This window comes from Pedobacter sp. A2324, from assembly GCF_059693705.1.
The window spans coordinates 33,309-58,967 of record NZ_JCASSK010000003.1; the positions used below are offsets into that span (position 1 = coordinate 33,309).

Sequence of the window (25,659 nt, forward strand, 5' to 3'; positions counted from 1 at the left end):
TTTGGCACTGAATTAATCTAAACAAAACTATAATATGAGTTTATTTGCAAAAAAGCCTATGCACCTTCTCCTTGAGGAAGCTGGAGATTCGAGTAAGGGCTTAAAACGTACGCTTAGTGCGGGTGCCCTGGTTGCGCTGGGCATAGGGGCAATTATTGGAGCAGGTCTGTTTGTACGTACAGCTGCTGCTGCTGCGCAAAACGCCGGCCCTTCTGTAACGATTGGATTTATCATTGCTGCCATAGGCTGTGCATTAGCAGGTTTATGTTATGCTGAACTTTCATCATCTATTCCGATTTCTGGTAGTGCCTATACTTATACCTATGCAACAATGGGAGAGTTAATGGCCTGGATTATCGGATGGGATTTAGTACTTGAATACGCTGTAGGTGCTGCAACTGTTGGTATAGCCTGGAGCGAATACCTCAATAAATTACTGGTCGAAGTTTTACACACCTCCCCCATACCCTATGAATGGTGTCACTCCCCTTTCCAAACCCATGTAGATGGTACTGTGTCTGGAATTATCAATTTACCGGCTTTATTTATTGTAGTATTATTGAGTTTATTGCTAATCAAAGGAACATCCGAATCTGCTTTTGTAAACGGGATAATCGTAATCACCAAGGTGAGTATCGTAATTTTAATTATTATTCTAGGTTGGGGCTTTATCAATGAATCAAATCACCACCCTTATATCCCGCCAGCTACAACCTATGTAGATCATGCAGGAATCAGCCATAGTTATGGTGGTATTATGGGGATCCTCGGTGCCGCCGGAACCGTATTTTTCGCTTTCATCGGATTCGATGCCGTAAGTACCGCTGCACAGGAAACTAAAAATCCTAAAACAGCCATGCCAATCGGTATTCTTGGTTCACTTGCCGTTTGTACCGTATTGTATATTCTTTTTGCCCACGTATTAACCGGAATGGCGCCAATTGAATTCTTCCGTACTAAAGGTGGAGAAGCTTCAGTGGTAGCAGCAATCAGTGAATATATGACAGGATATGGCTGGTTAGCTAAACTGGTAACAGTAGCAATCCTGGCTGGTTTCTCATCAGTAATCTTAGTGATGCTACTGGGTCAGAGCCGTGTTTTCTACTCCATGAGTAAAGATGGTTTATTGCCTAAGATGTTTAGTGATTTACATCCAAAATTCAAAACACCGCATAAAGCAAACTTATTTATCCTGGTACTGGTTGGCCTTTTCGCTGCCTTTATCCCTGGGGATGTGGTTGGTGATATGACGAGTATCGGTACATTGTTTGCATTCATGCTCGTTTGTATCGCCGTAATTATCCTGAGAAAAACAGATCCGGATCTACCTCGTCAGTTCAAAACACCCTGGGTGCCTTTAGTACCGATTTTAGGTGTTGTAGTTTGCGGAGCGATGATATTCGGATTAGGCTGGACAAACTGGTTGAGATTATTTGGATGGTTGGCCATTGGATTTGTAATATATTTCGGATACAGTGTGAAGAATTCGGTTTTACGTAAAACCGGAAAAACAGTTTTCCCTAATGATCCGCCAAAACCTGATATTTTAGATTAAAATTTTAATAATTTTTGAAAGCCCCAGCGAAAGTCGGGGCTTTTTTTATGTTAAGTTATTGTTAATAAATTAACTTTGCAGAAAAAACGCAATGCGCCATTCATTACCATTATTTCAACCTCGTTATGTGATTGCTTCAGTGCTGCTACTGATTTCTTCGCACCTTTTTGCACAACGTACCATCAACGATGTAATGGACTCAACCACAGTTAACCACCTGCTCATTATTTCCAAAAAGTATGGTTCACTTTCTTTCAGCGGCTACCTGCAACCCCAGTTTCAGTTTGCACAATCAAACGGAACCCAGGCTGAATACCAGGGTGGGAATTTCGGAGAATTTACCAATAACCGTTTCAGACTGCGCAGAGGCCGCTTAAGGGCAGACTATATGCTACTAACTGACGGAGGCGACCCGTCGACTTACTTTGTTCTTCAATTCGACGGAACTGAACAGGGCGTAGCCATCCGCGATTTCTGGGGTCGGTACTATGAAAACAAATGGAAACTCATGTACGTAACCATTTGTCTTTCCGGTCGTCCTTTCGGCAATGAGCTGCAGCTGTCTTCATCGGTACGTGAAGCACCCGAGCGTGGAAGAATGTCGCAGATATTAATGAAAACAGAACGTGATCTGGGTGCAACTTTTTCATTCAATCCGAGATGGAAAGATGCGACGCTAAAAAATTTGGTGCTCGATATTGGGGTTTACAATGGCCAAGGTCTTGCAGGCACAGGCGAATTTGATAACAGTAAAGACGTTATTTTCAGACTAAGTCATAAACCTTACACTTTCAAAAATGCAGGCTTTTCTATCGCCGGAGGCATCAGCATGCTGCAGGGCGGATTAAATCACCGTCTTCCGGTAAGCTATAAAATGGATAACGTAAACGGGATGTATCAGATGGTGAAAGACTCATCAGCAAGTACCGTAAATAAGGTGGCACCACGCCGTTATTATGGAGCAGATGTTCAGCTGGCCACGACGACGAAAAGCTGGAAATCAGAGGTAAGGGCTGAAGTGATATCGGGAATGCAGACCGCAACATCTACCACTTCCACTACCCCCGGGTCCTATCCTGTAGACAGCAAATCCGTTGCGCTTCCATACTATACCCGAACATTTAACGGTGCCTACCTCACATTCGTTCAAACCCTGAGCAGTACCAGTGATCAGTTAATTCTAAAATACGACTGGTATGATCCCAATTCAAAAGTTAAAGGAATGGACATCAGCTCAGCAAGGGGTTTATCGGCTGCGGATGTTAGATTCGACACCTTCGGCTTTGGCTTTCTGCATCATTTTAATCCTCATTTTAAAGCGGTAGTATATTACGACGTGATACGCAATGAAAGTACGCAGGTATCGGGATACACTGCCGACCGCAAGGATAATGTATTCACTTTACGAACGCAATTCTATTTTTAACCCCTTTGTAGGTAGAATTTAATACTATTGCGTTACATTTGTTAAAAAGCGCTAATATGAAACTGGATTTCATGAAATTCGACCTTAATCAGATCCTGACCACAACAATGGTTATTTTTGCCATTATTGATATTCTGGGATCCATACCGGTAGTGATCCAGCTTCGGAAAAAGGCAGGCCATATTGAGTCAGAAAAAGCTTCGATTGTAGCTGCCGGATTGATGATTTTGTTTCTTTTTCTAGGAGAATCACTGCTTAAAGTAATTGGTCTGGATGTAGAATCCTTTGCCATCGCAGGCTCATTGGTAATCTTTTGTATCGCCATGGAGATGGTATTGGGCTTAACCATTTTCAAAGAAGAAGCGCCTGAAACGGTTTCAATTGTGCCCTTGGCTTTTCCGATCATTGCCGGCGCCGGAACGATGACTACTTTACTATCACTTAAAACGGAATATCAAACTCAAAATATCCTGGTTGGTATCATTTTAAACATGCTATTTGTGTATTTCGTGCTTAAAAACACCGAGCGCTTGGAAAAACTGTTTGGTAAAACAGGATTGAATATCCTTCGTAAAGCTTTTGGGGTAATCCTGCTGGCCATTGCAATCAAGCTTTTCAGAAACAATACAGGACTTTAACAGCTAAACGGTAAAGGTAGTTAGGATCTGTAACAAATTCTCCGTATATTCATCTTAACAATAAAGCTAACCAAAGAATGAACAGCTTTGAAGAATATACCCTAATCATCGGAGCAATTGCTGTTTTAATCGAAGCAGCAAAATACTTCAAAAAGAATTTCAGATCCTGGTTTGAACATTCCTAATCCTTTTTCATCAATCTGGCTACGAACATCGTATCGGCATGGCCTTCATATCCTTTAATTACTTCCATTCTTTCCAGTTCCAGCGGAAGCGTTGCCAGCATGTGCTCCACTATGGCTTCGTTTTCAGCTTTAAATGCTGAACAGGTAATGTAAACCAAAGGCTTACCGGGTTTAAGGTATTTCACCACATTTTGCACAATCCCCTTTTGAATGGCGGCAAACTGATCAATCTTTCGTTCGTCGAAGAAAGTTAGCATCTCCGGGGTACGGCCCCAGGTGCCAGAACCTGTACATGGTGCATCCAGAATAATGCCATCAAACTGATAATGGTGCAAAATCTGGTCGTTATTTTTTAAGAGGTCTATTTCCTTTTTATGGTACTTTCTGATTCCCGCCTGTTGAAAACGTTCATCGAGATTCGTTAAAACAGACGCCCTTAAATCACTAACCAGCAACTCAACTACAGGTTCCAGGCTATGAAGAAGTAAACTTTTACCGCCAGAAGCTGCGCAGCAATCCCACCATTTATCCCATTTGGCAGGCTTAAAATAATTGCCCGTATGCTGTGATGAAAGATCCTGAACCTGATAAGATCCCTCCTTCAGAATCGTTTCCAGCTTAGTTCCATTCGGCAATGCCAAAGCGGTTTCGGAAAGCTGCCTGGCAGCAATGTTTTCCGACTTCAGTTTTTGAATAATCCCGGGAGCATCCATGGCCTCCACACGGATAAACAGATCAGGTTGTTTAAAGAATGACTCAAAAAAACCCTCCTGATCTACACTTTCAGAAAGATCAGCATGAAACGGATAAACGGCAGCCAGGTCAAATGCCGGATATTTATTCTTTACCAGCGAAAGCTTTTCTTTTAACGACAGTTGAATATGCGCGGCGAAATCCGGCAGATTTTTTTCTACAATCAAACTTAAAGTATCATGGCAAAGAAAATCGGCAATGCTTAAACGCTCTTCGTTACCAAGTGCAGGCAATGCTTTTCCCAGCCGGAAAAAACTATATAAATGCCGGGTAGCCCATCTCCTGTCTGACGAGCCCATCTGCTTATGCTGTTTAAAATAAACCGGCAAGAAACGATGTAGGGGTAAAACGCCGTCGTATTGACTTAGAATTTGTTCAAAGGCTTTAAGTTGATGCTCTGCTCTCATACAGCTTGGTGAAAATTTAGTTTAGTCTATTGCAGTCAATGCGAAGTTTTTGTACTTCAACAACATTAAGCTGGTGTTAATATAGCCTAATTTCTCGTCGTGGATAAATGAAAATGAATTATGTAAGCCTTTATATTTTTCTTTCGTAAGGTAATCCCTGAAGTCTTCACCATAGCTGGAAAGTAATCTGCCAAAGTAGAAACCAATATCGAAGCCTTTAAAAGCATATTCGCCAGGCTCAAATCCATACTGATACCTATATTTTTTAATAAAGGCAATCGTACCCGGGCTTTTGTAATCAACTTTATATGACGAACTGATAACAGTATTCAATGCCTGAACCTTTTCAGTTGGATAGTTTTGTTTGACCCAGTTTGGATGACCAAACAGATTAATATTGTATCCTCCTGAAGCAAGCGTTTTGAGTTTGTATAGCTTCTCTATGGTAGGCAGTACAAAGGCTCGGTCAGAAGAAGTAACAATAACTGCATATTGCTTTCCTTTCATCATTTTAGTTTCAAAGGTGTACGCCGAAGCGTATTCCTGCACAATAAACTTACCATTGGCTTGTAGGTAGGTACGAATTGGAGTTGCAAAACTTTCATCTTCCGTTTTCTTGGGATTGATGATTACGATGATGGTATTCGCCGGATTGTACTCTTTCGAAATATATGCCGCAATCTTCTTCCCATGCAAATCAACATTATTGACGATAGAGATCAGATTGGGATTATTAATCTCTGCAGGGTTTGTAGCGGCAAGAGGAGATACCACTAAAGCGTTGTTCTCTTTAGAATAGGTGCTGATAAACCTGAGCCCGTCAGGAAAAACAGGACCAATCAGCAGGTTGCTTTGCTTAAACCGCTCATTTTTATACAGCATCGAAATGTGTGCATTATCATCTTGTGTATCGAACACATTCAGCTTAAAGTTCACACCTGTAGCGGCAGCAGAGTCGAGCCCCAGTTTAAAGCCCTGATAAAAGTCGATTGGCATTGCATACTTTTCAATGTCTGCTTTGCTGGCTGTTTTTAAATTCAGTTCATCGAGTTTGAAAGGTACCAGTAATGAAATTCCTGCCTGGCTAAACTTTTTAATTGTTTTTTTCTCGGCAGGCTTTTCTTTATTTTCTGTTTTTTTCGTGTTATCCGCTTTTGGCGTTAATACCTTCGGCGAACAGGCACTCAAAATCACAACAGAAGAAAATAAAACCCAGTAAACCTTTTTCAAATTCATACCTTTCTCTTTTAACAAAATATGCTAGCAAAGTTTATTCCACCTTGCTAGCATACTGATTTTATTTGCAGACCCCAACTAAATTATTCCCACTCGATAGTTGCGGGCGGTTTAGAGCTGATATCATAAACAACCCTGTTGATCCCTTTCACTTTATTAATAATATCATTTGAAATTTTAGCCAACACAGGATAAGGTAAGTGACACCAATCTGCCGTCATCCCATCAAGAGATTCTACTGCCCTTAAAGCAATCACATTCTCGTAAGTACGCTCATCACCCATTACCCCTACCGATCGAACCGGAAGGAAAATGGCACCAGCCTGCCATACTTTGTCATATAAACCGGCTTCTTTCAGGTTATCGATGTAAATCTTATCAGCATCCTGTAAAATGGCTACCTTCTCTGGTGTAACTTCACCTATTATCCGAATACCTAAACCCGGACCCGGGAAAGGGTGACGGCCTAAGATGAAAGATTCTAAACCAAGTGTGCTCCCTACTCTTCGTACTTCGTCTTTAAACAACGTTTTAAGCGGCTCTACCACCTTCAATTTCATAAAGTCAGGTAAGCCCCCAACATTATGATGTGATTTGATTGTAGCGGATGGGCCTTTTACTGAAACTGACTCAATAATATCCGGGTAAATGGTTCCCTGAGCCAGCCATTTTACATCCTGAATCTGGTGCGATTCTTCATCGAATACTTCAATAAATACGCGGCCAATAATCTTGCGCTTTTGCTCCGGATCTTCCACGCCAGCTAACTGGCCCAGGAACTTATCCTTTGCATCAACACCTTTGATATTTAAACCGAAATCTTTGTATTGCTCTAATACACTCTCATATTCGTTTTTACGCAATAAACCATTATCTACGAATATACAGTGGAGGTTTTTACCTATAGCCTTGTGCAATAATACCGCTGCTACACTGCTATCCACACCACCAGAAAGTGCCAAGACTACTTTATCATCTCCTAAAGTCTGTTTCAATTCCGCAATGGTCGTATCAACAAAAGCCGCTGAAGTCCAGTCCTGGCTACAACCACAAATATCTACAAGGAAGTTTTCCAAAAGGATTTTTCCATCGGTACTGTGCGTCACTTCCGGGTGAAACTGTATCGCATACGTATCAGAATCTTTAATGTGGTATGCTGCAACCTTTACACTTTCGGTACTGGCAATCAGCTCAAAGTGCTCAGGAATTTCGGTGATGGTATCTCCATGGCTCATCCAAACCTGTGAATCGATATTAATCCCTTTGAATAGTTTGTTCTCCTGATTAACAAAATTAAGGTTAGCACGGCCATATTCGCGGGTAGATGAAGCCTGAACCGCGCCGCCTGAATGTTGAGCAATATATTGTGCACCATAACAAACAGCCAGTAAAGGATATTTCAAATGGTATTTTGATAAATCGATCTGAGGTGCATCTTCCTGACGGACAGAATATGGACTTCCTGAAAAGATAACCCCTTTAACATCTGGCGTAACCTCAGGAAGATTATTATATGGATATATTTCACAGTAAATATTCAGTTCGCGAACTCTACGGGCGATGAGTTGTGTAAATTGCGAACCAAAATCGACGATAATGATTTTTTCTTGCATCCGCAAAGTTAGTGATTAGATGTGAGATTCGGGAGATGCGATGTGAGATTTTTAGAAATGAACTGCCTAACCAATCCGCGGAGCAGCATCACGACTCCAGCAACACCACTTCTACCCCAAACTTCCTTAAAAAATCCACTCCTTCATCGCTCGGCAGGCCTTTATAGGCGGCATAGGACTGAGAATAGTACACCAGTTTTATCCCTGACGATAAAATCAAACGGGCACAGGCAATGCAGGGAGACAAAGTAGTGTATAAAGTGCAGCCTTCTATTTTAGAGCCGTTTTTTGAGGCATAAAGAATGGCATTTTCTTCAGCGTGCAACGCCAGGGAACAGCTACCCTTGCTATCCCGGGCACAGCCGTGCTCCGGCCATTCTTCATCACAGTTGTGAGTACCTGCCGGCGGGCCATTATATCCAATCGAAATAATCCGGGTATCTTTTGTTAAAACCGCACCAACATGCGCACGTACACAGTGAGAACGGGCCGCTAAATCTGTTGCCAGATTCATAAATATGGTGTCGAAACTAGGTTTGTTAATCATGTATGATATAAAAAAGCCACAAAGAAATGAATCTTTGTGGCTGTAAAAATAGTTTATTATAAATTAATGTCCGCCAGAAAGTTTTTTATCAAAACTGATTCCCTGCGATCTCAAAATCCCGCTCACTCTCCAGGCATAAAACGCCAGGTAGGCAAAACAGATGATACCTACAACGTAGCTATATTGAATACCTGTAAATTCTGATACAATTCCCTGTAACCAGCTGATGATACCACCACCCATAATCATCATGATCAGGAATGAAGAACCCTGACTGGTGTGTTTACCTAAGCCGCTTACCGCCAAAGTGAAAATACATGGCCATAAAGTACTGCAGAATAAACCAACGCTGGTAATGGCATATACACTCACCATTCCTGTAGTAAACATCCCGATTAACAACGCTGTAATGCCAATGGCAGAGAAAATTAACAACATACGGGCAGGATTTCCTTTACTTGCCATATCTGCAAGAATCAATACCAGAATAATTACGCCGTATACATAGAAAGGCGCCAGGTCATGATCGGCAATAGCATTTACTGCCAGGAAGATTCCAAAGGCCAGATAAGGTGCAATAAACCTTAACACTTTTTGTGTACTTACATTATCGGTAAATGCCTCAACAGCACCTGTCCAACGGCCAATCATCATACTTGCCCAGTAAAGTGAAATATAAGGCGCAATATCATGAAGGGCGAAACCGAGGTCTTTTTCCATGTAAGCAGGTAAATTACTTGCTGTAGATACCTCAACACCTACATAAACAAAAATCGCAATCATACCCAGCACCAACTGTGGGTATTTTAATGCAGATCCCTTAATCGATTTAGTATCATCTGATGATGCTTCCACTAAAGCTGGTCGATCAGGCAACGATGATAATTTAAGGAAAATCGCAACTGCGATAAAAGCTACACCTAAAATCAAGTAAGGGATTTTAACACTTTCCACGCTGATATCAGTCGAAGCATTTGCTGCTGATCCGAAAATAGCAAAACTAACTACCAACGGACCAATGGTAGTACCGAAGTTGTTAATCCCGCCTGCAAGTGTTAATCGTTGTGAACCCGTTCTGATTGGCCCTAATGCAATGGCCAATGGATTGGCAACCGTTTGCTGTAGCGAAAAGCCCAATGCTACGATAAATAAGCCCGAAAGCATCAAGGGGAAGGAATGAAGATTTGCAGCAGGGTAGAATAATAATGTTCCCAACGCCGAAATCACCAAACCAAGCGCCAATGAGTTTTTATAGCCCAGCTTGTTTACAATATCCTGCCCCATCAATACAGAGATACCGTTATAAATTAATGCACCAACGGTATAGGCAATATAAAAAGCTAATGACACCAGCTGACTTTCAGCCTGCGACAGATCGAATGCTTTTTTAAATACAGGGATCAAGATATCGTTACTCGCGGCTACAAAGCCCCAAAAAAAGAATACCGTAACGAGGGGGATGAACTGCCCCCACTTGGTTTGTGTTTGTTCTGAATTCATTTTATATATTTAGTTTTAGTGGGGCTAAACATAAATAAAAAAAAGTTAAAAACCCGTAACTTTTATGCAACCTGTGCAACAAAAATAAATGCTACATGTTTATATATAAAATTGCATATTCGCATATTATAAGATAATACAATACATGTTTGAAGCCATATTATTAGGTATTGGGGCAGGGATTATTTCGTCGTTTTTAACAGGTCCGGTATTTTTCGCAATGATTAAAACCAGTATAGAAAGGGGCTTTATGGCCGGCTTTTCGCTGGCTATAGGCGTTATTATAAGCGACGTCATCCTCATCAGTATGGTGCTTTTCGGTGCCCAGTTTGTTGATTATAAAGCAGAATTCGATAAGTATGTAGGCATCATCGGGGGTGTTTTCCTCATGGCCGTCGGCATCTACTACCTCGTATCCAAAATAGCAGTTCATTACAACAGCGCAACCCTTCAGAAAGTAAGCAAAAGAAGCTACGTTTTGAAGGGTTTTTTAATGTGCATCCTTACCCCTTCAACACTGATGTTCTGGATCGTGGTAAGCGGGATCATCTCTGTGAAACTTAACAACATGCTTAACGAAAAGCTTTTATGCTTCTTCATTGCCATGGCAACTCAGCTGAGTATCGACGGAGCCAAAAGCTTTTACTCCAGTAAACTACGTTACCGCATTAAGGAAGATGCACTTAGAAAGCTGAATAAAATTGCGGGCGTCATTATTATTGTGTTCGCCTTCTGGCTGGTAATCAAAACCTATTTAAAATTTTATGCCTGATTGATTGGTGTAGAATGTTAACCATTTAAGGATTGTAAGGACATTTCATTGCTAATTATTAGTAAGCACTCCATCCAAATTATTGAATTCCTGCCCTAAATTTTCTCCTATTTCTGATAGGATGCCATTATAACCCCTGAAATACAAAAAGGCCCGTATTTTACGGACCTTCTGTATGTATATTATAAGAATAACAAAAGCTTAATAAGCTCTCTGATTGTTTCCTTCTTTCCAGTTAATGAAAGCTTTATTTACTACTTTATTTCCACCTGGCGTTGGATAATTTCCGGAGAAATACCAGTCGCCTTTATTTTTAGGACAAGCTTCGTGAAGGTTCTCCAGGCTCTGGTAAATCACCTCTACTTCTGCTACAGTGCCTTTAGGTGTAATGATCTGTGCAATCTTCGCTGAAATTTCTTCAGGCGTAAATGGCGCATAGATCTCTTTCACATGGTTGACGATCTCCTCTTTAGGCAATAACAATGATGCTTTACATTTGGTGTAAACATCCTCAATTACCTGCCACATGCCACGCTCAGTAAGTAACTGAATTGCGGCATCAAAGGCTACAAATTGTCCCATTCTACTCATATCGATCCCATAACAATCCGGATAACGAATCTGAGGTGCAGAAGAAACGATAATAATTTTCTTTGGATGCAGGCGATCGACAATTTTAATGATACTCTGCTTTAAAGTTGTACCACGAACAATTGAATCATCCAATGCCACCAATGTATCTTTATGATTATTGATGATACCGTAAGTAGTATCATAAACGTGTGCAACCATTTCACTACGGTCAGCATCCTGAGTAATGAACGTACGAAGCTTTACATCTTTTACAGCAAGCTTTTCAACACGCGGCGCCATTGATAGCAGCTCTTCCAGCTGTTCATCACTGAGCTCTTCTTTTTTATGTAAAAGAATATCCTTCTGATGTCTGCGAACATATTGGTTCACCCCATCCACCATTCCAAAAAAGGCCACTTCTGCCGTGTTTGGAATAAATGAAAACACCGTATTCTTCAGATCGTAATTAACCGTTTGAAGGATTTTTTCCGTTAGTAATCTACCCAATTGCTTACGCTCACGGTAAATTTCAACGTCACTTCCTTTAGAGAAGTAAATACGCTCAAATGAACATGATAATCTTTCGGTAGGCTCACGGAATTGTTCCATGCTCACCTCACCCGTTTTCTTGATGATTAAAGCATGTCCCGGATCAATTTCCTTAACATCTTTAAACTGGATATTAAATGCGGTTTGCAGTGCCGGTCTTTCAGAAGCAGCAACTACAATCTCATCATCATAATAGTAATAAGCGGGGCGTATACCAGCCGGATCGCGCATGATGAATGAATCACCATTACCTACCATACCGCAGATCGAGTATCCGCCATCCCATGTTTTAGCAGAACGGCGAAGGATGTTTGCAATATCCAGGTGCTCAGAAATCTTCTGGGTAATCGCCACATTGTCGTGCCCCTCTTTTTTGTACTGATCAAACAAGTCCTGATTTTCATCATCCAGGAAGTGACCGATTTTCTCGAGCACGGTTACCGTATCCGCTTTTTCTTTAGGATGCTGACCCAACTCATACAATTGCTCAAGCAATTCGTCTACGTTGGTCATGTTGAAGTTACCTGCAATAACCAGGTTACGTGTCATCCAGTTGTTCTGCCTTAAGAAAGGGTGGCAATTTTCGATGCTGTTTTTACCGTGGGTACCATAACGCAAATGGCCCAATAACACTTCGCCGATAAAGCTTACGTTGTCTTTGAGCCATTCTGTATCCTGCATTAATTCAGGCGTATTTTCCTGTATATCTACAAATTTGTTCTGAACATATTCGAAGATATCTGCTACTGCATTCGAAGCCATGCTGCGGTAGCGGCTAATGTACCTACTGCCGGGTTTCATATCCAGCTTAATGGTAGCAATACCTGCGCCATCCTGGCCCCGGTTATGCTGTTTCTCCATTAAAAGGTATAATTTGTTAAGGCCGTAAAGTGCTGTACCGTACTTTTGCTGATAGTAAGAAAGTGGTTTTAACAGGCGAATAAAAGCGATTCCGCATTCGTGTTTTATCTGATCACTCATTGTGTGGGTTTGAAGGCGCAAAGTTATCCTTTTAAAACATCACTACCTAAACAAAAATACTTTCTTTTGTCAGGTTGAGGTTAATTTGGTAATGTCTCTATCGGCATCGTAGCTAAGCTTATCGTTACCCTGAGCAGAAAATCACTACAAATTTGCATGTAAAAAGAATCAATAATATTGGATATTGCTATTTTTTTATAGCAATTTTAAGGGATATTTGCTCTGATGATAGAGCAGTATAGACAACTTGAACTTAAGATCTAACCTGAAACTTCGCTACATTTTTCCCGACTTCAGTTCCTCACCAAAAAAGATAGAAGCCCTTTCGTCGAACGTTTGTGGATCGCCGCTGGTGTAGAAAGCCCGTGTACCGCCTCTGCCCAGTTTACCTTCCATCTCCGGGTGTCTTTCCAGGTAGCTAACTAAACTGGTGGCAACGATTTCTCCCTGCGTTAAAATGTTAATATAATCAGGAAAGACAGTTTTGAGTTTAGGCAACAATAAGGGATAATGTGTGCAGGCCAGTAACACGCAGTCGATCGCTTCCGATTGCTGCATCAACTGATCACAGTATTCATTGATAAAAAAATCAGCACCCGACTGAAGGTGTTCATTGTTCTCGATCAAAGGAACCCACATTGGGCAGCTTTGCTGATGAACCTTAATATCAGGAAAAAACTTATTAGTTTCCAGCAGATAGGATTGCGAATTAATCGTCCCCCGCGTACCCATCACTCCAACAGTTTTACTGGCGGTAAAATCCCCTATCACCTCTGCAGTTGGGCGGATGACACCCAGCACACGTTTACCCGGATACTTGAGTGGTAAATCCTTCTGCTGGATGGTTCTTAGTGCTTTCGCAGAGGCGGTATTACAAGCCAAAATAACGAGTTCACAACCTTGCGCAAACAGCCATTCCACGCATTCTAAAGTGTATTTATAAATGGTATCAAAAGAATGATCTCCATAAGGTGAACGAGCGTTATCGCCAAGGTATATATAGTTGTACTGTGGCAGGCGATCGGCAATTGACCGGAATACGGTTAATCCGCCGTAGCCTGAATCGAAAATACCTATCGGAGTGTTCATCATGTATTCAACAAAAAAGCGGAACTAAGTTAAACTTAATTCCGCAATTTCTTTAATAATATACCGGTAGACCATCGGACTCCGGTTAAACTTAATACTATTTTTTAGGTGCAGCAGCTGCTGGTTTTGCAGTTGCAGAAATGCCTAATTTAGTTTTAACTGCTCCGGTAATGTCTTCGCCACCATCCCAGAAAACTAAATTATTACCACCTTGACCGTTAGCAATGTCAAAAACATATGCTAAGCCTTTTTCTTTAGCTACAGCTGAAATTGCAGTTGCAACTTTAGCCTGGATTGGTTGAAATAACTCACCTTGTTTGGTACCTACATCCTGAGATGCTTTAGTACGTGCATCGGTGATGCGTTTTTCAAGATCCTGTAAAGCCTGACCAGCAGCTTGCAATTCTTTACCAACCTGCTCTTTGTTAGCTTCACTTAAAGTTTTTTCCTTCGCTTGGGCTGCAGTTAATTGTGTTTGATATTCTTTAATCATGGCATCAATCTCTGCTTGTTTGGTTTTACCCAAAGTTTCTAATGTACCTTGAGCCGCTTTTGCTTCAGGAAGGTTAGCAAAAACATCTTCCGAATTAATGTGGCCTAACTTCTGTTGCGCACTTGCCATATTCGCTGTAAACAATAACCCTGCTGCTACAAAGAATACGTTAATTAACTTTCTCATCGTTCTATTTTACTTTTTTATTTTTTTTAATTTATTTTTCCCGAAATCAAGGACGCGAATATACTAATTATTTGCAGTCCCTGGTTTATAGCCTAATTTCACAATTACATCGTTACTTACGTCGTAACTGCTGCTGGCATAAATCATCATCGTCGCTTCGCTGCTCTTGTCAAAAATGAAGTCCAGATACTTTGCTTTTGCAATTTGTTTCACCGCATCAGCAACCTTGTCCTGGATAGGCTTAATCAACTTTACCCTGCTTTGAAAAAGATCACCGTCAGGACCAAACTTGGAACGTTGAAATTCTTTTGCCTGTTTTTCTTTCTCGATGATTTCATTCTCACGACGCTTGCGCATATCGTCAGTCAATAAAACCTGGTCTGCCTGGTAAGCTTTATACATGCGATCAATCTCCGAGAAGTTTTGATCTGCCTGCTGCTGCCATTGTTTAGAAGCAACATCAAGCTGGCTTAAAGCCGATTTATATTCTGGCAAATGTTTCAGAATATACTCTGTATCTACATATGCAAACTTCTGCGCAAATGCGCCAAATGAAGTGCAAATTAGAAATGCGATTAAAAGATATTTTTTCATCAAGTTTAATATTTGTTTTTTAAAGGTGATGAAGCTATCACGATTTTGTATTGTTTTTTGTTGGTAGGGAAAATCGTGATGGTTTCATGTGTGTTAATGATATAGTTTATAATAACCTAAGCTTCCTTTAAACTCCTCTTGCAATGTTTTATTGCATAATTAGGTATTTTTTTATTCTTTATCAATTAAAATCCACCTAATTGTTGTGCGATACTGAAGTGGAACTGACCTTTGTTAGCATCCGGTAAGTTAGGTATTGCATCAAAACCATAACCATAATCAATACCCAGTAAACCAAATATCGGTAAGAAGATTCTTGCACCCACACCAACAGATCTTCTGATGTTAAATGGATTGTAATCAGCAAACCTGTTCCAGGTATTACCACCTTCAGCAAATGCCAGTACGAAAGCGGTAGCTTGCTGACTTGCAATAACCGGATAACGCGCCTCTAATACATATTTAGTATAAATCGGGCTACCTGATTGTTGGGCAATTGTGGCATTAGATCCATAAGGGATTACCGTATTGTTGGCATAACCACGCATTGCAATCAGTTCTGATCCCTGTAAAAAATCGAATCCCTGCATACCGTCACCACCCAGTTTGAAACGTTCAAATGCCGATTGACCAACTGCTTTGTTATACTGACCTAAGAAACCGAATTGAGCCTGAGCCTTGATCACTAAGTTCCCCACAACGCGTTGGTACCATTGCGAATCGAATTTCCATTTGTGGTATTCGGTGAAACGATATTTCTCCTTATCTGATGCAGTAGCGTAATTCGTCTTATTAAACAACGAGTATGGAGGCGTCGCCTGAACCGTGAAACGCAGGAATGAACCCGATTTCGGGAAGATAGGCGAATCCCTTGAATCGCGGCTAATCTCCTGTGATAAGTTTAAATTGTAAGATGTACCCGTGTTGAACAAATAACCAGAATAATTATTCAGGATGTATTGTTGCAGGTTAACGGCATGGGTTAACTGGAAATAGTTATCCGGCCAGTTCAGTCTTCTACCTAAACTTACAGTAACACCATTTAAACGAATCTTCTGATACTGATTACTTGCTTCATCATAACCATTAGACTGCAATGAGGTAAAAGCGCTCACACCAAAACTTACTGGTTTTTCGCCACCAAACCATGGTTGTGAGAATGAGAAACTGTACGACTGATAGTACTTACCATTCGTTTGTCCACGTAAGCTTAATTTCTGTCCGTCGCCTTTTGGTAGTGGCTTGTAGGCTTTTAAATTGAATAGGTTACGTAATGAGAAGTTATTGAAGGTTAAACCTAATGTACCGATGATACGGCCACCACCAAAACCACCTGAAAGTTCGATCTGGTCTGAAGGTTTCTCTTCTACGGCATATTCAATATCTACCGTTCCATCCGCCGGATTAGGACGTGGTGTAGGTACTGTTTTAGATTCGTCAAAGTTACCCAACTGGCCAATCTCACGAATAGTACGGATCAAATCACTTTTGTTGAATTTCTGTCCCGGTTTGGTACGGATCTCACGCAATACTACTTTATCATTCGTAATGGTATTTCCTTTTAAGGTAATGCGGTTGTTGGTAAACTGCGGACCTTCATACATCCTTAACTCTACATCAACAGTATCGCCACGAATGGTTTTTACCGGATCAATGTTGAACGTTAAGTAACCATTATCAGTATATAAACTGTTAATATCGCCCCCGTTCTCACCACCACCGTTTAATTTTTTGTTCAGTCTTTCTTCGCTATAGATATCGCCTCTCTCCAGGGTCAATACCTTATTTAAGATACTATCAGGGTAAATGGCATTACCGGCCCAGCTTACTGCACCTACATAATACTTTTTACCTTCATAAAGGTCCATTTTAATGCTTACCTTTTTCTCGTTGTATTGGTAAACACTGTCTTTAATCAGCTCAGCATCCAGGTAACCTTTCTCCTGCATCTTGCCAATCATTTTTACTTTGTTCTCTTCGTATTTCTCTTTAGAGAATTTACCTGAACCCCAGAAACGCCACCAGGCAAATTGCTTAGGGTTTTTAAGGAATTTCCTAAGTTTTGCTGATTTGAAGTCTTTATTTCCCGTGAAGTCAATATGCCTTACTTTAACCCTCGAACCCTTGTCGATATAAGTTTCCAGCACCACGCTGTTTTCAGCATTGGCATCTTTACGGGTTTTATAATCAATTTTAGTAAAGAAGAAACCTTTATCCAGCATATATTTCTTAATGATGGCAGAAGTTGTATTATACAGGTTATCGTTTACGATTTTACCTGTTTTATCATTTAACTTTTCCTGAATAGCAGTTCTTTGCGATTTACCTATTCCTTTTAATTCTATTGAAGTCAAACGAGGACGTTCAACAACTTCAATTTCGAAATACACTGAATCCTGTACAAACTTCTCGATGTTAATTTTTACATCGTCAAACAAGCCTTGCGCCCAAAGGGTTTTGATCGCATCAGAAGTCGCCTCTCCCGGAAGCACTACCTTATCGCCTTTGGTTAACTTTGATAAGGTAATCAGCACCTCTTTATCAAGGTATTGTGTACCTGTAACCGTTGTACCACCAATAATATATTCTTTTGGACTAAAATAATCGAGATCTAAGCCTCCAACCTTTAGGGATGGGGTTGCCGGAGCCTGACCTTGTGGACGTATTTGAGCAAAGGCCGGAGCGGCTAAAACTAGTAGGATTAAAACTTGAAATATTCTTTTCATTAAAATAATTTGTTCAGTAATGACCACAATTTTCGGTTACTGAAAGCGGAAATCATTACGCTTTTCATTCTCCTTGTTATGGTTACATTTATCGTATAAAAGTGCAGCTAAGTTAGTTTAAAGGCTTGTTAAAAAGTGTTAAAAGAAAAATTAGTTTAATTGCTCACTAATTTTGCCAAATCTGCGCTCACGTTTTTGGAAGTCTACAATGGCTTCAAATAGATTTTCTCTTCTGAAATCCGGCCATAAAACATCGGTAAAATAAAATTCGGTATAAGCCATTTGCCAAAGCAAATAATTGCTGATGCGGTGTTCACCACTGGTCCTGATCATCAGTTCAGGATCAGGTAAATTAACAGTGGTTAACTTTGATGAAAACAAGGTTTCATCGATATCATCGATTGATAAGGATTCGTCTTTAACTGCCGCAGCGATTTTCTTGGTCGCCTCCAGAATTTCCCACTTCGAGCTATAGCTTAACGCCAAAGTAAGGGTGCACTTTACATTATGTGCCGTTTTGGCCATGGCTTCATTTAAATCATCAATACACTCCTGGGGTAAAGATGCAATATTGCCAATGGCATTGAGCTTAATGTTATTCTTGTTGAGGGTTTCCGTTTCGCGGTTAATCGTAGAGATGAGGATCTGCATCAGTGCATCTACTTCTTCTTTAGGTCGGTTCCAGTTCTCAGTTGAAAAAGCATAAAGTGTTAAGTATTCTATGCCTGCTTCTACACAGCCTTCCACAATATCTTTCACCGAAAGTACGCCCTGTTCGTGTCCGAAAATCCTTACTTTGCCCTGGCCTTTTGCCCATCTACCGTTACCATCCATAATGATAGCAATGTGTTTTGGCAGGCGACTATAGTCTATTTGTTCTTTAAATCCCATTAATTATGTCAAAATCAGCTTAAAAGGAATAGCATTTTGAGGTTACAAAGGTAAAAGATATGCCAACACTAACAAATAGATAAGTGTCCCTTTTTCTAAAATCTCCTCTTTGTGTTCCCGGGGCACCTATTTGGCTGATAGATGGATCAGATAAATTGAGCTGTTTATCCCCGCTATACAAGATAACAGGCCTATCCGGATATCGTCCGCTTACGTCATCAATATAGTCGGTCATGGCTGTTCTGTAACCAATTTCGGTAAAAACACTCCAGGTATCTTTATAATTATAGCGCAAACCAACACCATACGGGATGGTAAGCACCACATTACCGTAACCATTTTCCTGTCCTTCTGTAGCGAGCCGGTCTAAACGGTACTTGTCTCCATCAAATTTTACTGTTGGCTTGAAAATCACAAAGCCAGCCCCAGTAAAAAGATAAGGCGTAAACTGTCGTGTTCCGCCTCCTAAGTTAAAATTGAAGAAATTAAAGTCGACCAATGCACTCAGCTCACTTAATGATGTGTTGAATGACAGGTTCCTTTCGCGGAACTGCTCATTATCTGATTTGGCATCCCTGGCCTGTATTTGTCCGTAATTATAGTTGAGCCGAACGCCCAGGTACTGATTAAAATTTCGCTTGGCATAAGCACCTGCAGAAAAGCCGCTGATTTGCAAAGGATTATTCTGATTAAGGTCGCCCATGTATCCTGCTCCGCCACCCATTAATCCCAATTCCCAGGTCCCTTCCTGTGCGCGGGAAATTTCACCGCCCAAGGTAAAACAGAGGATGATTAACAGGAGTTTTTTTAGCGTCATACTTAGTAGTTACGGGTATCGATTCCCCATAATAATTTATTCCTTAACGTGTTTAGGTACGTTTCATTGTTAAGGCGAATCAGATTTATACAAAAGTCGGCTTTTTTGATGGATATTTTAACAGAGCGTTCTACGGTAACAGTCCGGCTATCACACGATACCAGAAACTTAGATTCCCTCGCTTCCACTTCAAATGACAAGGTATTATCATCCGGTAAAACCACCGGACGCACATTCAGGTTATGCGGTGCAATTGGTGTCACCACAAAGTTTTCTGAATCCGGGTATATTATCGGTCCGCCACAACTCAGTGAATATGCGGTAGAACCCGTTGGGGTAGCTATAATTAGTCCGTCAGCCCAGTAAGAGTTGATGAATTCCCCGTTCATGGAGGCGTGAATAATCATCATTGCCGAATTATCTCTTCTGTGAATGGTAATGTCATTTAAGGCAAAGTTTTCCTCACCGAAAAGACCGTTATCCGATTCAAGAATCAATAGAGAGCGGCTGTCAAGCGTATATTCGCCGCTAATCAATGCATGAAGCGCAGAGCTGATTTCGTTTTTATTGATACTGGCCAGAAATCCCAGTCGCCCAAAGTTAATCCCGATGACAGGAATACCTGAGTTTCGGATCAGCGAAAGGGTATCTAGTAAAGTACCATCGCCCCCTAAACTTAAAAGCACATCGGCGTGGTCTTTTAACTCTTTATGGTTGTGGAAAATAACTGTATTTGCCGGAAGGTGGATTTTACCATGTAAAGAGGTTTTGAATTTTGAATACAGCAGGGGCTGGATATCATGTGCCGCCAGCTGGTCAAAAACCTCCTGAACGTAAGGCAAAACCGTATCGTTAAAGTCTCTTCCGTAAATTGCAATCCTCATAGTTTGGTTTATACATTTAAATAGTTCATAAACGAATCATATCGTTCCTGAGAACCATCATCAACCTGGGTGTTGTTATAAACTTCTTTTACCAGGTAATTATATCTTTCGAATGAAGCCACAAGAGAAGTGATTTCAGTTTTATTCACTTTTAATGTCACTTCCAAACGGGTAGAATTCTCGAATGAATTAACATACGATGAAAGAATCTGAGCATTATCGGCTTCAACAATCTGCGAAATGTGAGCAAGTGAATTGTCACGGTTGCTGATTTCCAGCACAATGATTCCACCAGGCTCGTTCACCGCATATTGTCCGGCTACAGCGTCAATCACATTCTCATAGCTAACTGCACCGAGATAATTTTTCTGCTGATCCAAAACCGGTAATAAGGTTAATTTTAACTGGCTCAACAGCCTGATCACATCATAGGTATGTGCATCGTTGAGTACAAAGGCATTATAAGTTCGAACCGAAGCGTCACTAAGCAAGGTATCATGATCAGTAAGGTTCAGCAAATCATCTTCCGCAACCAGCCCCACCAAAGCAGCATCGTTAACAACGGGCAAATGTCTCAGCTTAAATTCATTTAAGCGGTCAAGGGCCTTTTGAACGGTGTCATCAATCTTTAGTGATGGTATAGCATACGATATGATTTCTTCAGCAAACATTATTTAAGTAAAATCCTGTCTAAAAATTTTTCTAAGTAAGCATTAAATACTTCGGGATGTTCCATCATCGGTGCATGCCCGCATTTATCTACCCAGTTTAGCTCGGAGTTTGGCAATAATTCGTGAAACTCTTCAGCCACTTCGGGCGGTGTAACTTTATCGTTTTTTCCCCAGATCAAAGAAACGGGAATGGTAATTTTTGAAAGTTCCTTACCCATGTTATGGCGGATAGCCGATTTGGCCATGGTTAGAATCCTGATTACACGCGAGCGGTCGTTAACTGTTTTGAACACATCGTCAACCAGTTCTTTTGTAGCAGTAGCCGGATCATAAAAAGTAAATTCTACTTTTTCTTTGATGTAGTCGTAGCTTTCGCGACGTGGAAAAGACCCACCAAAAGCATTCTCGTATAAACCAGAACTTCCGGTTAGTACCAACGCCTTTACAAACTCCTGGTGCGCAACCGTAAATACCAGGCCAACGTGCCCGCCTAATGAATTGCCTACCAGTACAACCTGATTAAGGCCTTTAAATTTCAAAAAACGGTGGAGATAGCGTGACAAGGCTTTAACACCAAGGGTTAAAATCGGGAGGTCATAAATGGGCAAAATCGGGATCACAACATTGTAGCGGTCTTTAAACTGTTCAATTACAAGCTCCCAGTTGCTCAACTCGCCCATCAGGCCATGTAGCAATACCAGCGTCTCGCCTTTTCCAGCTTCAATGTATTTAAATCCTTCTTCTTCTATTACCTGGTATGTCATATTGTTTTAGATGGTATTGTGCACTAAGTTAGTAGAGTAAAATTAATTTTTCGCATTTATATGCCATTTTTGTGAAATAAAAACGAAAACGGTATAAAAATGCCATTTGCAAGGCTTTGTGAAGGTTTTTGGGGCGTTTTATATCCTGATCCGTTAAACCGCTAAGCCTCATCCCAGCTTAATTGAGCTTCTCCTTTACAATCTCCGCAATTAATTTACCATCTGCTTTACCGGCAAGTGCTTTGTTAGCCATTCCCATTACCTTCCCCATATCTTTAACCGATGTAGCACCAGATTGTTTGATCACGTCTTCAATAATTGCGGCAACTTCTGCCCTCTCGAGCTGCTTTGGCAAAAACTGGTTGATTACATTAATTTCCTCTTCTTCAACCTGATATAAATCTTCGCGATTTTGTGTGCGGTATATATCTGCTGATTCGCGACGTTGCTTAATCAGTTTCTGAAGAATCTTCAGTTCCGTTTCTTCAGTGATTTCTTCCGAAGAGCCTTTTTCTGTTTTTGCCAGTAATAAGGCCGCTTTGATTGCTCTTAGACCTCTTAATTGTGCATTATCCTTAGCCAGCATGGCTTTTTTAATTTCCTGATCTATGGTGTTTGATATCATGTGGAGATTGTTTAATTGATGAAATGATTGAGTGGAGTATGCAATTAACTCCTGTTCACTATTGTTGCTGTTGCCTGCGCCGTTGGCATAATCAGCATATCGTTGATGTTTACATGTTTCGGGCGACTTACTACATACCAGATGGCATCTGCAATATCATCTGCGATGAGTGGCTCAAAGTTTTCATAAACTTTTTTGGCCCGCTCTTCATCACCCTTGAATCGCACGACAGAGAATTCTGTTTCTACCATACCCGGGTTGATTTCTGTAACCTTAATTCCATGAGGCAGCAGGTCGATCCTCATCCCTTTACTCAAGGCATCTACGGCATGCTTGCTTGCACAATATACATTTCCGTTTGGATACACTTCTTTCCCGGCAATAGAGCCAATATTGATGATATGTCCTGACTGGTGTGGAATCATCCAGTTTGATACTATTTTAGTGACATAAAGCAAGCCTTTTACATTTGTATCGATCATGGTATCCCAATCACTGATGTTGCCGGCATTTACCGGCTCTAAACCCTGACTTAAACCTGCATTATTAATGAGCACGTCTACCTTTTTCCAAGCATCGGGTAAGCTTTCAAATGCTTCGGTCAGCTTCCCATTATCGCGTACATCGGCCAGTACTTCCTTTATTTCGATAGCATATTTATCTGCAAGATGATGTGCAATTTTAGACAGCCGTTCTTCACGACGGGCAACGAGAATAAGTTGATAACCTTGTTGGGCAAATATATGTGCGCAAGCCTCGCCTATACCTGAGGTTGCACCCGTGATTAATGCAATTTTAGACATATTTATGAATGTTAAGTCCGGATAAACCCTTTAAGCAACCTGCCTTTTGGATTACCCGCTGATGGCAAAGGTAAGTTTTTTTGAATTCTGCAGCTATTGAAAAATCAAACTGAACGTTAATTGACGTAATTTCAACTTATCAATGGGATTGGCATAAACCGTTGGATCATGCTGCAACAAATCACCGGCAGAATAGGACAGTTTAATTTCAGGCGACATTTTAAAATACTCAAAATAAAAGTCGAAACCTATCCCCGTTTCGTACGACAAGTAGTTTCTGTTATTCTTAAGTAACTTATTTGCCGGCGTTTCGCCCTCATCAAAGGTTTTCTTTTTCGATGCAATATCTATGGAGTATTTAGCGCCCCCCAGCCAATAAGCCCGGAAATTGCTTAACCTGTTAGACTTCACCTTGATACCCAATGGAAACTCGAACATGGTAGCCTGAACTTTTTTATCAACAACCGTCTGAAAATATTTGGTCTGGCCGTTTCCCACACTAACCGGTTCCTTAGGTTCATATTCATACTGCACCACCCTGTCGCTAAAAATCAATGACGGCGTTGCGCGGATATCAAAGTTTTCTGCCAGCCTCCTGTTCATGACAAAGCCTAATCCAAAACCTTGGGATGGCGGACTAGATATGGCATTCAGCGTGTTGGTAACCGGTAAACCGGAGTTCTGATCGTAAGAAACATCCAGCGAATTGGGCACCTCATAAAACGGGGCCCTCCAGTTGGAATTTTTCAGGATTTTATATTCTGCAGAAATGTATTGGAAATTAAACCCGAAACTCCAGTCTTCATCATCTATACCCCCGCCCCAGTTCTGGGCGAATGAAGTGTTGGCGACAACGATTAAAGTGAGAATGAGGCTTAATTTTTTTATCATTTAGTTCCAACGTAGATTGAACTTATTCCAAACGTCAAAATACGCTGTTTGGTACTTTTGAAACCAACTTTCTCCATGAGGGTTGTAAAATCCGTGCCATCAGGGAAAGCAGCAACCGATTCTGGTAAATAGGTATATGCCCTGGCATCCTTGGAGAACAGTTTTCCGAAAATAGGAAGCACATTTAAAAAGTAAAAGTTATACAACTGTTTAACCGGAAATACTTTAGGCTTTGAAAATTCCAGAATCACCATCTTTCCTTCGGGCTTTAATACCCTGAACATATCAGTAAGACCTTTTTCAAGATTTTCAAAGTTACGCACGCCATAGGCACATGTAATGGCATCAAAGGTATCGTCTTCAAAATGCAGGCCTTCAGAATCCCCTACCTGAACAGAGAATGTTTCACTTAAACTCCGTTCATTGATTTTCTTTTTGGCCACTTCTAGCATGCCTTCTGAAATATCAACGCCGATCACTTTCTCAGGTTGAAGTTTCTTAATGGCCTCAAAGGCAAAATCACCTGTACCAGTAGCAACATCCAGTAAATTACGCGGATGAATGGAAACCAATTCTTTAATGGCCTTTTTGCGCCACAGTACATCAATTCCCAGAGATAGGAAATGATTTAAAAAATCGTAGGTACCTGAAATATTATTAAACATGGTAGCAACCTGTTCTTTTTTGGCTGCATCCTGCATTTGATATGGAGTGATATTCTGATTCATGATGTATGGCAAAGATAAGTTTATTGTTGAACTGTTTAAATTGTTTTAATCGGTTAATTGTCAAATGCGCAACAGTTAGCGCCTTAAACACATCAAAGGCGCAACCATCCTTACAAAATTGCTACATTTGCACCATGGTTATCAAAACGGCAACATTTGTTTGCAGCAACACCCAGATTTCGGCTTTACCGGCACCAACAATGCCCGAGTATGCTTTTATTGGCCGCTCAAACGTAGGCAAATCTTCATTGATCAATATGCTGGTTAACCAGCATGGATTGGCAAAAACTTCTCAACGCCCGGGTAAAACCCAGCTAATCAACCATTTTCTGATTAATGAGTCGTGGTATATTGTCGATTTACCAGGTTATGGGTATGCAAAGGTTTCCAAAACCAGCAGGGAAAAATGGGAAAAATTTATCCGGGCTTATATCACCAAAAGAGAAAGTTTACAGTGCGTTTTTGTATTGATCGATAGTCGCCTGGAGCCACAACAAATTGATATCGAATTTTGCTACTGGCTGGGTGAAAAACAAATTCCATTTTCTTTAATATTTACAAAGGCAGACAAACAAGGCATGACCACTACGCAAAAAAATGTGGCTGCATTCAGGAAAAAGCTTGGCGAATTTTTTGAAGAAATCCCCGCAACCTTTATTACTTCGGCAGAAAAAGGAAACGGAAAGGATGAAGTCTTAAATTTTATCACCGAAGTAAATGAAGATTTCGTTGTCCCTAAAGATTATAAGAGGTTTTAAAATT

24 protein-coding genes are annotated in these 25,659 nt (G+C 40.8%); 5 read left to right on the plus strand and 19 right to left on the minus strand.

What is annotated here, in order from left to right:
* The first annotated feature begins 34 nt into the window (after window positions 1–34).
* The 3 genes from AC570I_RS09460 (at window position 35) to AC570I_RS09470 (ending at window position 3,619) form a co-directional block, all read left to right on the plus strand.
* The gene (locus AC570I_RS09460; RefSeq protein ID WP_497405268.1) at window positions 35–1,555 is read left to right on the plus strand and encodes an amino acid permease; all 1,521 of its coding nucleotides are present in this window, start codon (window positions 35–37) and stop codon (window positions 1,553–1,555) included.
* Window positions 1,556–1,646: 91 nt separating this feature from the next.
* Window positions 1,647–2,981, plus strand: a complete 1,335-nt coding sequence (locus tag AC570I_RS09465) for a putative porin (RefSeq protein WP_497405269.1) — start codon at window positions 1,647–1,649, stop codon at window positions 2,979–2,981.
* 71 nt (window positions 2,982–3,052) lie between these two features.
* A complete protein-coding gene (locus tag AC570I_RS09470) occupies window positions 3,053–3,619 on the plus strand; it encodes a MarC family protein (RefSeq protein WP_316800291.1) in 567 nt (188 codons plus the stop codon).
* A gap of 181 nt (window positions 3,620–3,800) precedes the next feature.
* Here AC570I_RS09470 and AC570I_RS09475 read toward each other — a convergent pair whose 3' ends face one another.
* The 5 genes from AC570I_RS09475 to AC570I_RS09495 all read right to left on the minus strand — a co-directional run bounded on the left by AC570I_RS09475 (window position 3,801) and on the right by AC570I_RS09495 (window position 9,860).
* A complete protein-coding gene (locus AC570I_RS09475; protein ID WP_497405270.1) occupies window positions 3,801–4,964 on the minus strand; it encodes an RsmB/NOP family class I SAM-dependent RNA methyltransferase in 1,164 nt (387 codons plus the stop codon).
* Between the two features lie 21 nt (window positions 4,965–4,985).
* Entirely contained in the window at window positions 4,986–6,200 is a 1,215-nt protein-coding gene (locus AC570I_RS09480; RefSeq protein ID WP_497405271.1) for an ABC transporter substrate-binding protein, read from the minus strand.
* 83 nt (window positions 6,201–6,283) lie between these two features.
* Window positions 6,284–7,813, minus strand: a complete 1,530-nt coding sequence (gene guaA / locus AC570I_RS09485) for a glutamine-hydrolyzing GMP synthase (RefSeq protein WP_497405272.1) — start codon at window positions 7,811–7,813, stop codon at window positions 6,284–6,286.
* An 88-nt stretch (window positions 7,814–7,901) separates the two neighbouring features.
* Window positions 7,902–8,360: a deoxycytidylate deaminase gene (locus AC570I_RS09490; protein WP_497405273.1), complete on the minus strand. Its 459-nt coding sequence runs from the start codon at window positions 8,358–8,360 to the stop codon at window positions 7,902–7,904.
* Between the two features lie 63 nt (window positions 8,361–8,423).
* On the minus strand, window positions 8,424–9,860 hold the full coding sequence (locus AC570I_RS09495; RefSeq protein WP_497405274.1) for an MFS transporter: 1,437 nt from the start codon (window positions 9,858–9,860) through the stop codon (window positions 8,424–8,426).
* Between the two features lie 145 nt (window positions 9,861–10,005).
* Between AC570I_RS09495 and AC570I_RS09500 the strand changes: the two genes are divergently transcribed.
* Complete coding sequence (locus AC570I_RS09500; protein WP_497405275.1) at window positions 10,006–10,632, plus strand: LysE family translocator; 627 nt, start codon at window positions 10,006–10,008, stop codon at window positions 10,630–10,632.
* A 201-nt stretch (window positions 10,633–10,833) separates the two neighbouring features.
* Here the strand turns inward: AC570I_RS09500 and AC570I_RS09505 are convergent, their stop codons facing one another.
* From AC570I_RS09505 to ubiE, 14 genes are all read right to left on the minus strand, one after another.
* Window positions 10,834–12,735, minus strand: a complete 1,902-nt coding sequence (locus tag AC570I_RS09505) for an amidophosphoribosyltransferase (RefSeq protein WP_047798517.1) — start codon at window positions 12,733–12,735, stop codon at window positions 10,834–10,836.
* 276 nt (window positions 12,736–13,011) lie between these two features.
* On the minus strand, window positions 13,012–13,827 hold the full coding sequence (murI, locus tag AC570I_RS09510) for a glutamate racemase (protein ID WP_497405276.1): 816 nt from the start codon (window positions 13,825–13,827) through the stop codon (window positions 13,012–13,014).
* Between the two features lie 94 nt (window positions 13,828–13,921).
* Window positions 13,922–14,503: an OmpH/Skp family outer membrane protein gene (locus tag AC570I_RS09515; protein ID WP_047798519.1), complete on the minus strand. Its 582-nt coding sequence runs from the start codon at window positions 14,501–14,503 to the stop codon at window positions 13,922–13,924.
* A gap of 63 nt (window positions 14,504–14,566) precedes the next feature.
* Complete coding sequence (locus tag AC570I_RS09520; RefSeq protein ID WP_497405277.1) at window positions 14,567–15,097, minus strand: OmpH/Skp family outer membrane protein; 531 nt, start codon at window positions 15,095–15,097, stop codon at window positions 14,567–14,569.
* 185 nt (window positions 15,098–15,282) lie between these two features.
* Window positions 15,283–17,823 (minus strand): outer membrane protein assembly factor BamA, encoded by a 2,541-nt coding sequence (bamA, locus tag AC570I_RS09525; protein ID WP_497405278.1) that lies wholly within the window; start codon window positions 17,821–17,823, stop codon window positions 15,283–15,285.
* A gap of 150 nt (window positions 17,824–17,973) precedes the next feature.
* Window positions 17,974–18,714, minus strand: coding sequence for an undecaprenyl pyrophosphate synthase (gene uppS / locus AC570I_RS09530; RefSeq protein ID WP_047798521.1), 741 nt, complete (start codon window positions 18,712–18,714; stop codon window positions 17,974–17,976).
* A 19-nt stretch (window positions 18,715–18,733) separates the two neighbouring features.
* A complete protein-coding gene (gene porG, locus AC570I_RS09535; RefSeq protein WP_497405279.1) occupies window positions 18,734–19,531 on the minus strand; it encodes a type IX secretion system protein PorG in 798 nt (265 codons plus the stop codon).
* Between the two features lie 2 nt (window positions 19,532–19,533).
* On the minus strand, window positions 19,534–20,415 hold the full coding sequence (locus AC570I_RS09540; RefSeq protein WP_497405280.1) for an NAD kinase: 882 nt from the start codon (window positions 20,413–20,415) through the stop codon (window positions 19,534–19,536).
* Window positions 20,416–20,423: 8 nt separating this feature from the next.
* The gene (locus tag AC570I_RS09545; RefSeq protein WP_047798524.1) at window positions 20,424–21,086 is read right to left on the minus strand and encodes a CBS domain-containing protein; all 663 of its coding nucleotides are present in this window, start codon (window positions 21,084–21,086) and stop codon (window positions 20,424–20,426) included.
* Window positions 21,086–21,850 (minus strand): alpha/beta fold hydrolase, encoded by a 765-nt coding sequence (locus AC570I_RS09550; protein WP_047798525.1) that lies wholly within the window; start codon window positions 21,848–21,850, stop codon window positions 21,086–21,088. Before AC570I_RS09550 ends, AC570I_RS09545 begins: the two co-directional genes overlap by 1 nt.
* 178 nt (window positions 21,851–22,028) lie before the next feature.
* Window positions 22,029–22,475 (minus strand): GatB/YqeY domain-containing protein, encoded by a 447-nt coding sequence (locus AC570I_RS09555; protein WP_497405281.1) that lies wholly within the window; start codon window positions 22,473–22,475, stop codon window positions 22,029–22,031.
* Window positions 22,476–22,519: 44 nt separating this feature from the next.
* Complete coding sequence (locus AC570I_RS09560) at window positions 22,520–23,278, minus strand: SDR family NAD(P)-dependent oxidoreductase (RefSeq protein ID WP_047798527.1); 759 nt, start codon at window positions 23,276–23,278, stop codon at window positions 22,520–22,522.
* 93 nt (window positions 23,279–23,371) lie between these two features.
* The gene (gene porT, locus AC570I_RS09565) at window positions 23,372–24,169 is read right to left on the minus strand and encodes a type IX secretion/gliding motility protein PorT/SprT (protein WP_497405282.1); all 798 of its coding nucleotides are present in this window, start codon (window positions 24,167–24,169) and stop codon (window positions 23,372–23,374) included.
* Window positions 24,166–24,897: a bifunctional demethylmenaquinone methyltransferase/2-methoxy-6-polyprenyl-1,4-benzoquinol methylase UbiE gene (gene ubiE, locus AC570I_RS09570; RefSeq protein WP_497405283.1), complete on the minus strand. Its 732-nt coding sequence runs from the start codon at window positions 24,895–24,897 to the stop codon at window positions 24,166–24,168. The genes porT and ubiE overlap by 4 nt, the downstream gene beginning before the upstream one ends.
* Window positions 24,898–25,031: 134 nt before the next feature.
* Here ubiE and yihA point away from each other — a divergent pair, with 134 nt between their 5' ends.
* Window positions 25,032–25,655, plus strand: a complete 624-nt coding sequence (yihA, locus tag AC570I_RS09575) for a ribosome biogenesis GTP-binding protein YihA/YsxC (protein ID WP_047798529.1) — start codon at window positions 25,032–25,034, stop codon at window positions 25,653–25,655.
* Window positions 25,656–25,659: the final 4 nt, after the last annotated feature.

Coding starts and splice junctions, on each gene's coding strand:
- AC570I_RS09460 (WP_497405268.1), top strand. CDS start 35: ATGAGTTTATTTGCAAAAAAGCCTATGCACCTTCTCCTTGAGGAAGCT.
- AC570I_RS09465 (WP_497405269.1), top strand. CDS start 1,647: ATGCGCCATTCATTACCATTATTTCAACCTCGTTATGTGATTGCTTCA.
- AC570I_RS09470 (WP_316800291.1), top strand. CDS start 3,053: ATGAAATTCGACCTTAATCAGATCCTGACCACAACAATGGTTATTTTT.
- AC570I_RS09475 (WP_497405270.1), bottom strand. CDS start 4,964: ATGAGAGCAGAGCATCAACTTAAAGCCTTTGAACAAATTCTAAGTCAA.
- AC570I_RS09480 (WP_497405271.1), bottom strand. CDS start 6,200: ATGAATTTGAAAAAGGTTTACTGGGTTTTATTTTCTTCTGTTGTGATT.
- guaA (WP_497405272.1), bottom strand. CDS start 7,813: ATGCAAGAAAAAATCATTATCGTCGATTTTGGTTCGCAATTTACACAA.
- AC570I_RS09490 (WP_497405273.1), bottom strand. CDS start 8,360: ATGATTAACAAACCTAGTTTCGACACCATATTTATGAATCTGGCAACA.
- AC570I_RS09495 (WP_497405274.1), bottom strand. CDS start 9,860: ATGAATTCAGAACAAACACAAACCAAGTGGGGGCAGTTCATCCCCCTC.
- AC570I_RS09500 (WP_497405275.1), top strand. CDS start 10,006: ATGTTTGAAGCCATATTATTAGGTATTGGGGCAGGGATTATTTCGTCG.
- AC570I_RS09505 (WP_047798517.1), bottom strand. CDS start 12,735: ATGAGTGATCAGATAAAACACGAATGCGGAATCGCTTTTATTCGCCTG.
- murI (WP_497405276.1), bottom strand. CDS start 13,827: ATGATGAACACTCCGATAGGTATTTTCGATTCAGGCTACGGCGGATTA.
- AC570I_RS09515 (WP_047798519.1), bottom strand. CDS start 14,503: ATGAGAAAGTTAATTAACGTATTCTTTGTAGCAGCAGGGTTATTGTTT.
- AC570I_RS09520 (WP_497405277.1), bottom strand. CDS start 15,097: ATGAAAAAATATCTTTTAATCGCATTTCTAATTTGCACTTCATTTGGC.
- bamA (WP_497405278.1), bottom strand. CDS start 17,823: ATGAAAAGAATATTTCAAGTTTTAATCCTACTAGTTTTAGCCGCTCCG.
- uppS (WP_047798521.1), bottom strand. CDS start 18,714: ATGGGATTTAAAGAACAAATAGACTATAGTCGCCTGCCAAAACACATT.
- porG (WP_497405279.1), bottom strand. CDS start 19,531: ATGACGCTAAAAAAACTCCTGTTAATCATCCTCTGTTTTACCTTGGGC.
- AC570I_RS09540 (WP_497405280.1), bottom strand. CDS start 20,415: ATGAGGATTGCAATTTACGGAAGAGACTTTAACGATACGGTTTTGCCT.
- AC570I_RS09545 (WP_047798524.1), bottom strand. CDS start 21,086: ATGTTTGCTGAAGAAATCATATCGTATGCTATACCATCACTAAAGATT.
- AC570I_RS09550 (WP_047798525.1), bottom strand. CDS start 21,850: ATGACATACCAGGTAATAGAAGAAGAAGGATTTAAATACATTGAAGCT.
- AC570I_RS09555 (WP_497405281.1), bottom strand. CDS start 22,475: ATGATATCAAACACCATAGATCAGGAAATTAAAAAAGCCATGCTGGCT.
- AC570I_RS09560 (WP_047798527.1), bottom strand. CDS start 23,278: ATGTCTAAAATTGCATTAATCACGGGTGCAACCTCAGGTATAGGCGAG.
- porT (WP_497405282.1), bottom strand. CDS start 24,169: ATGATAAAAAAATTAAGCCTCATTCTCACTTTAATCGTTGTCGCCAAC.
- ubiE (WP_497405283.1), bottom strand. CDS start 24,897: ATGAATCAGAATATCACTCCATATCAAATGCAGGATGCAGCCAAAAAA.
- yihA (WP_047798529.1), top strand. CDS start 25,032: ATGGTTATCAAAACGGCAACATTTGTTTGCAGCAACACCCAGATTTCG.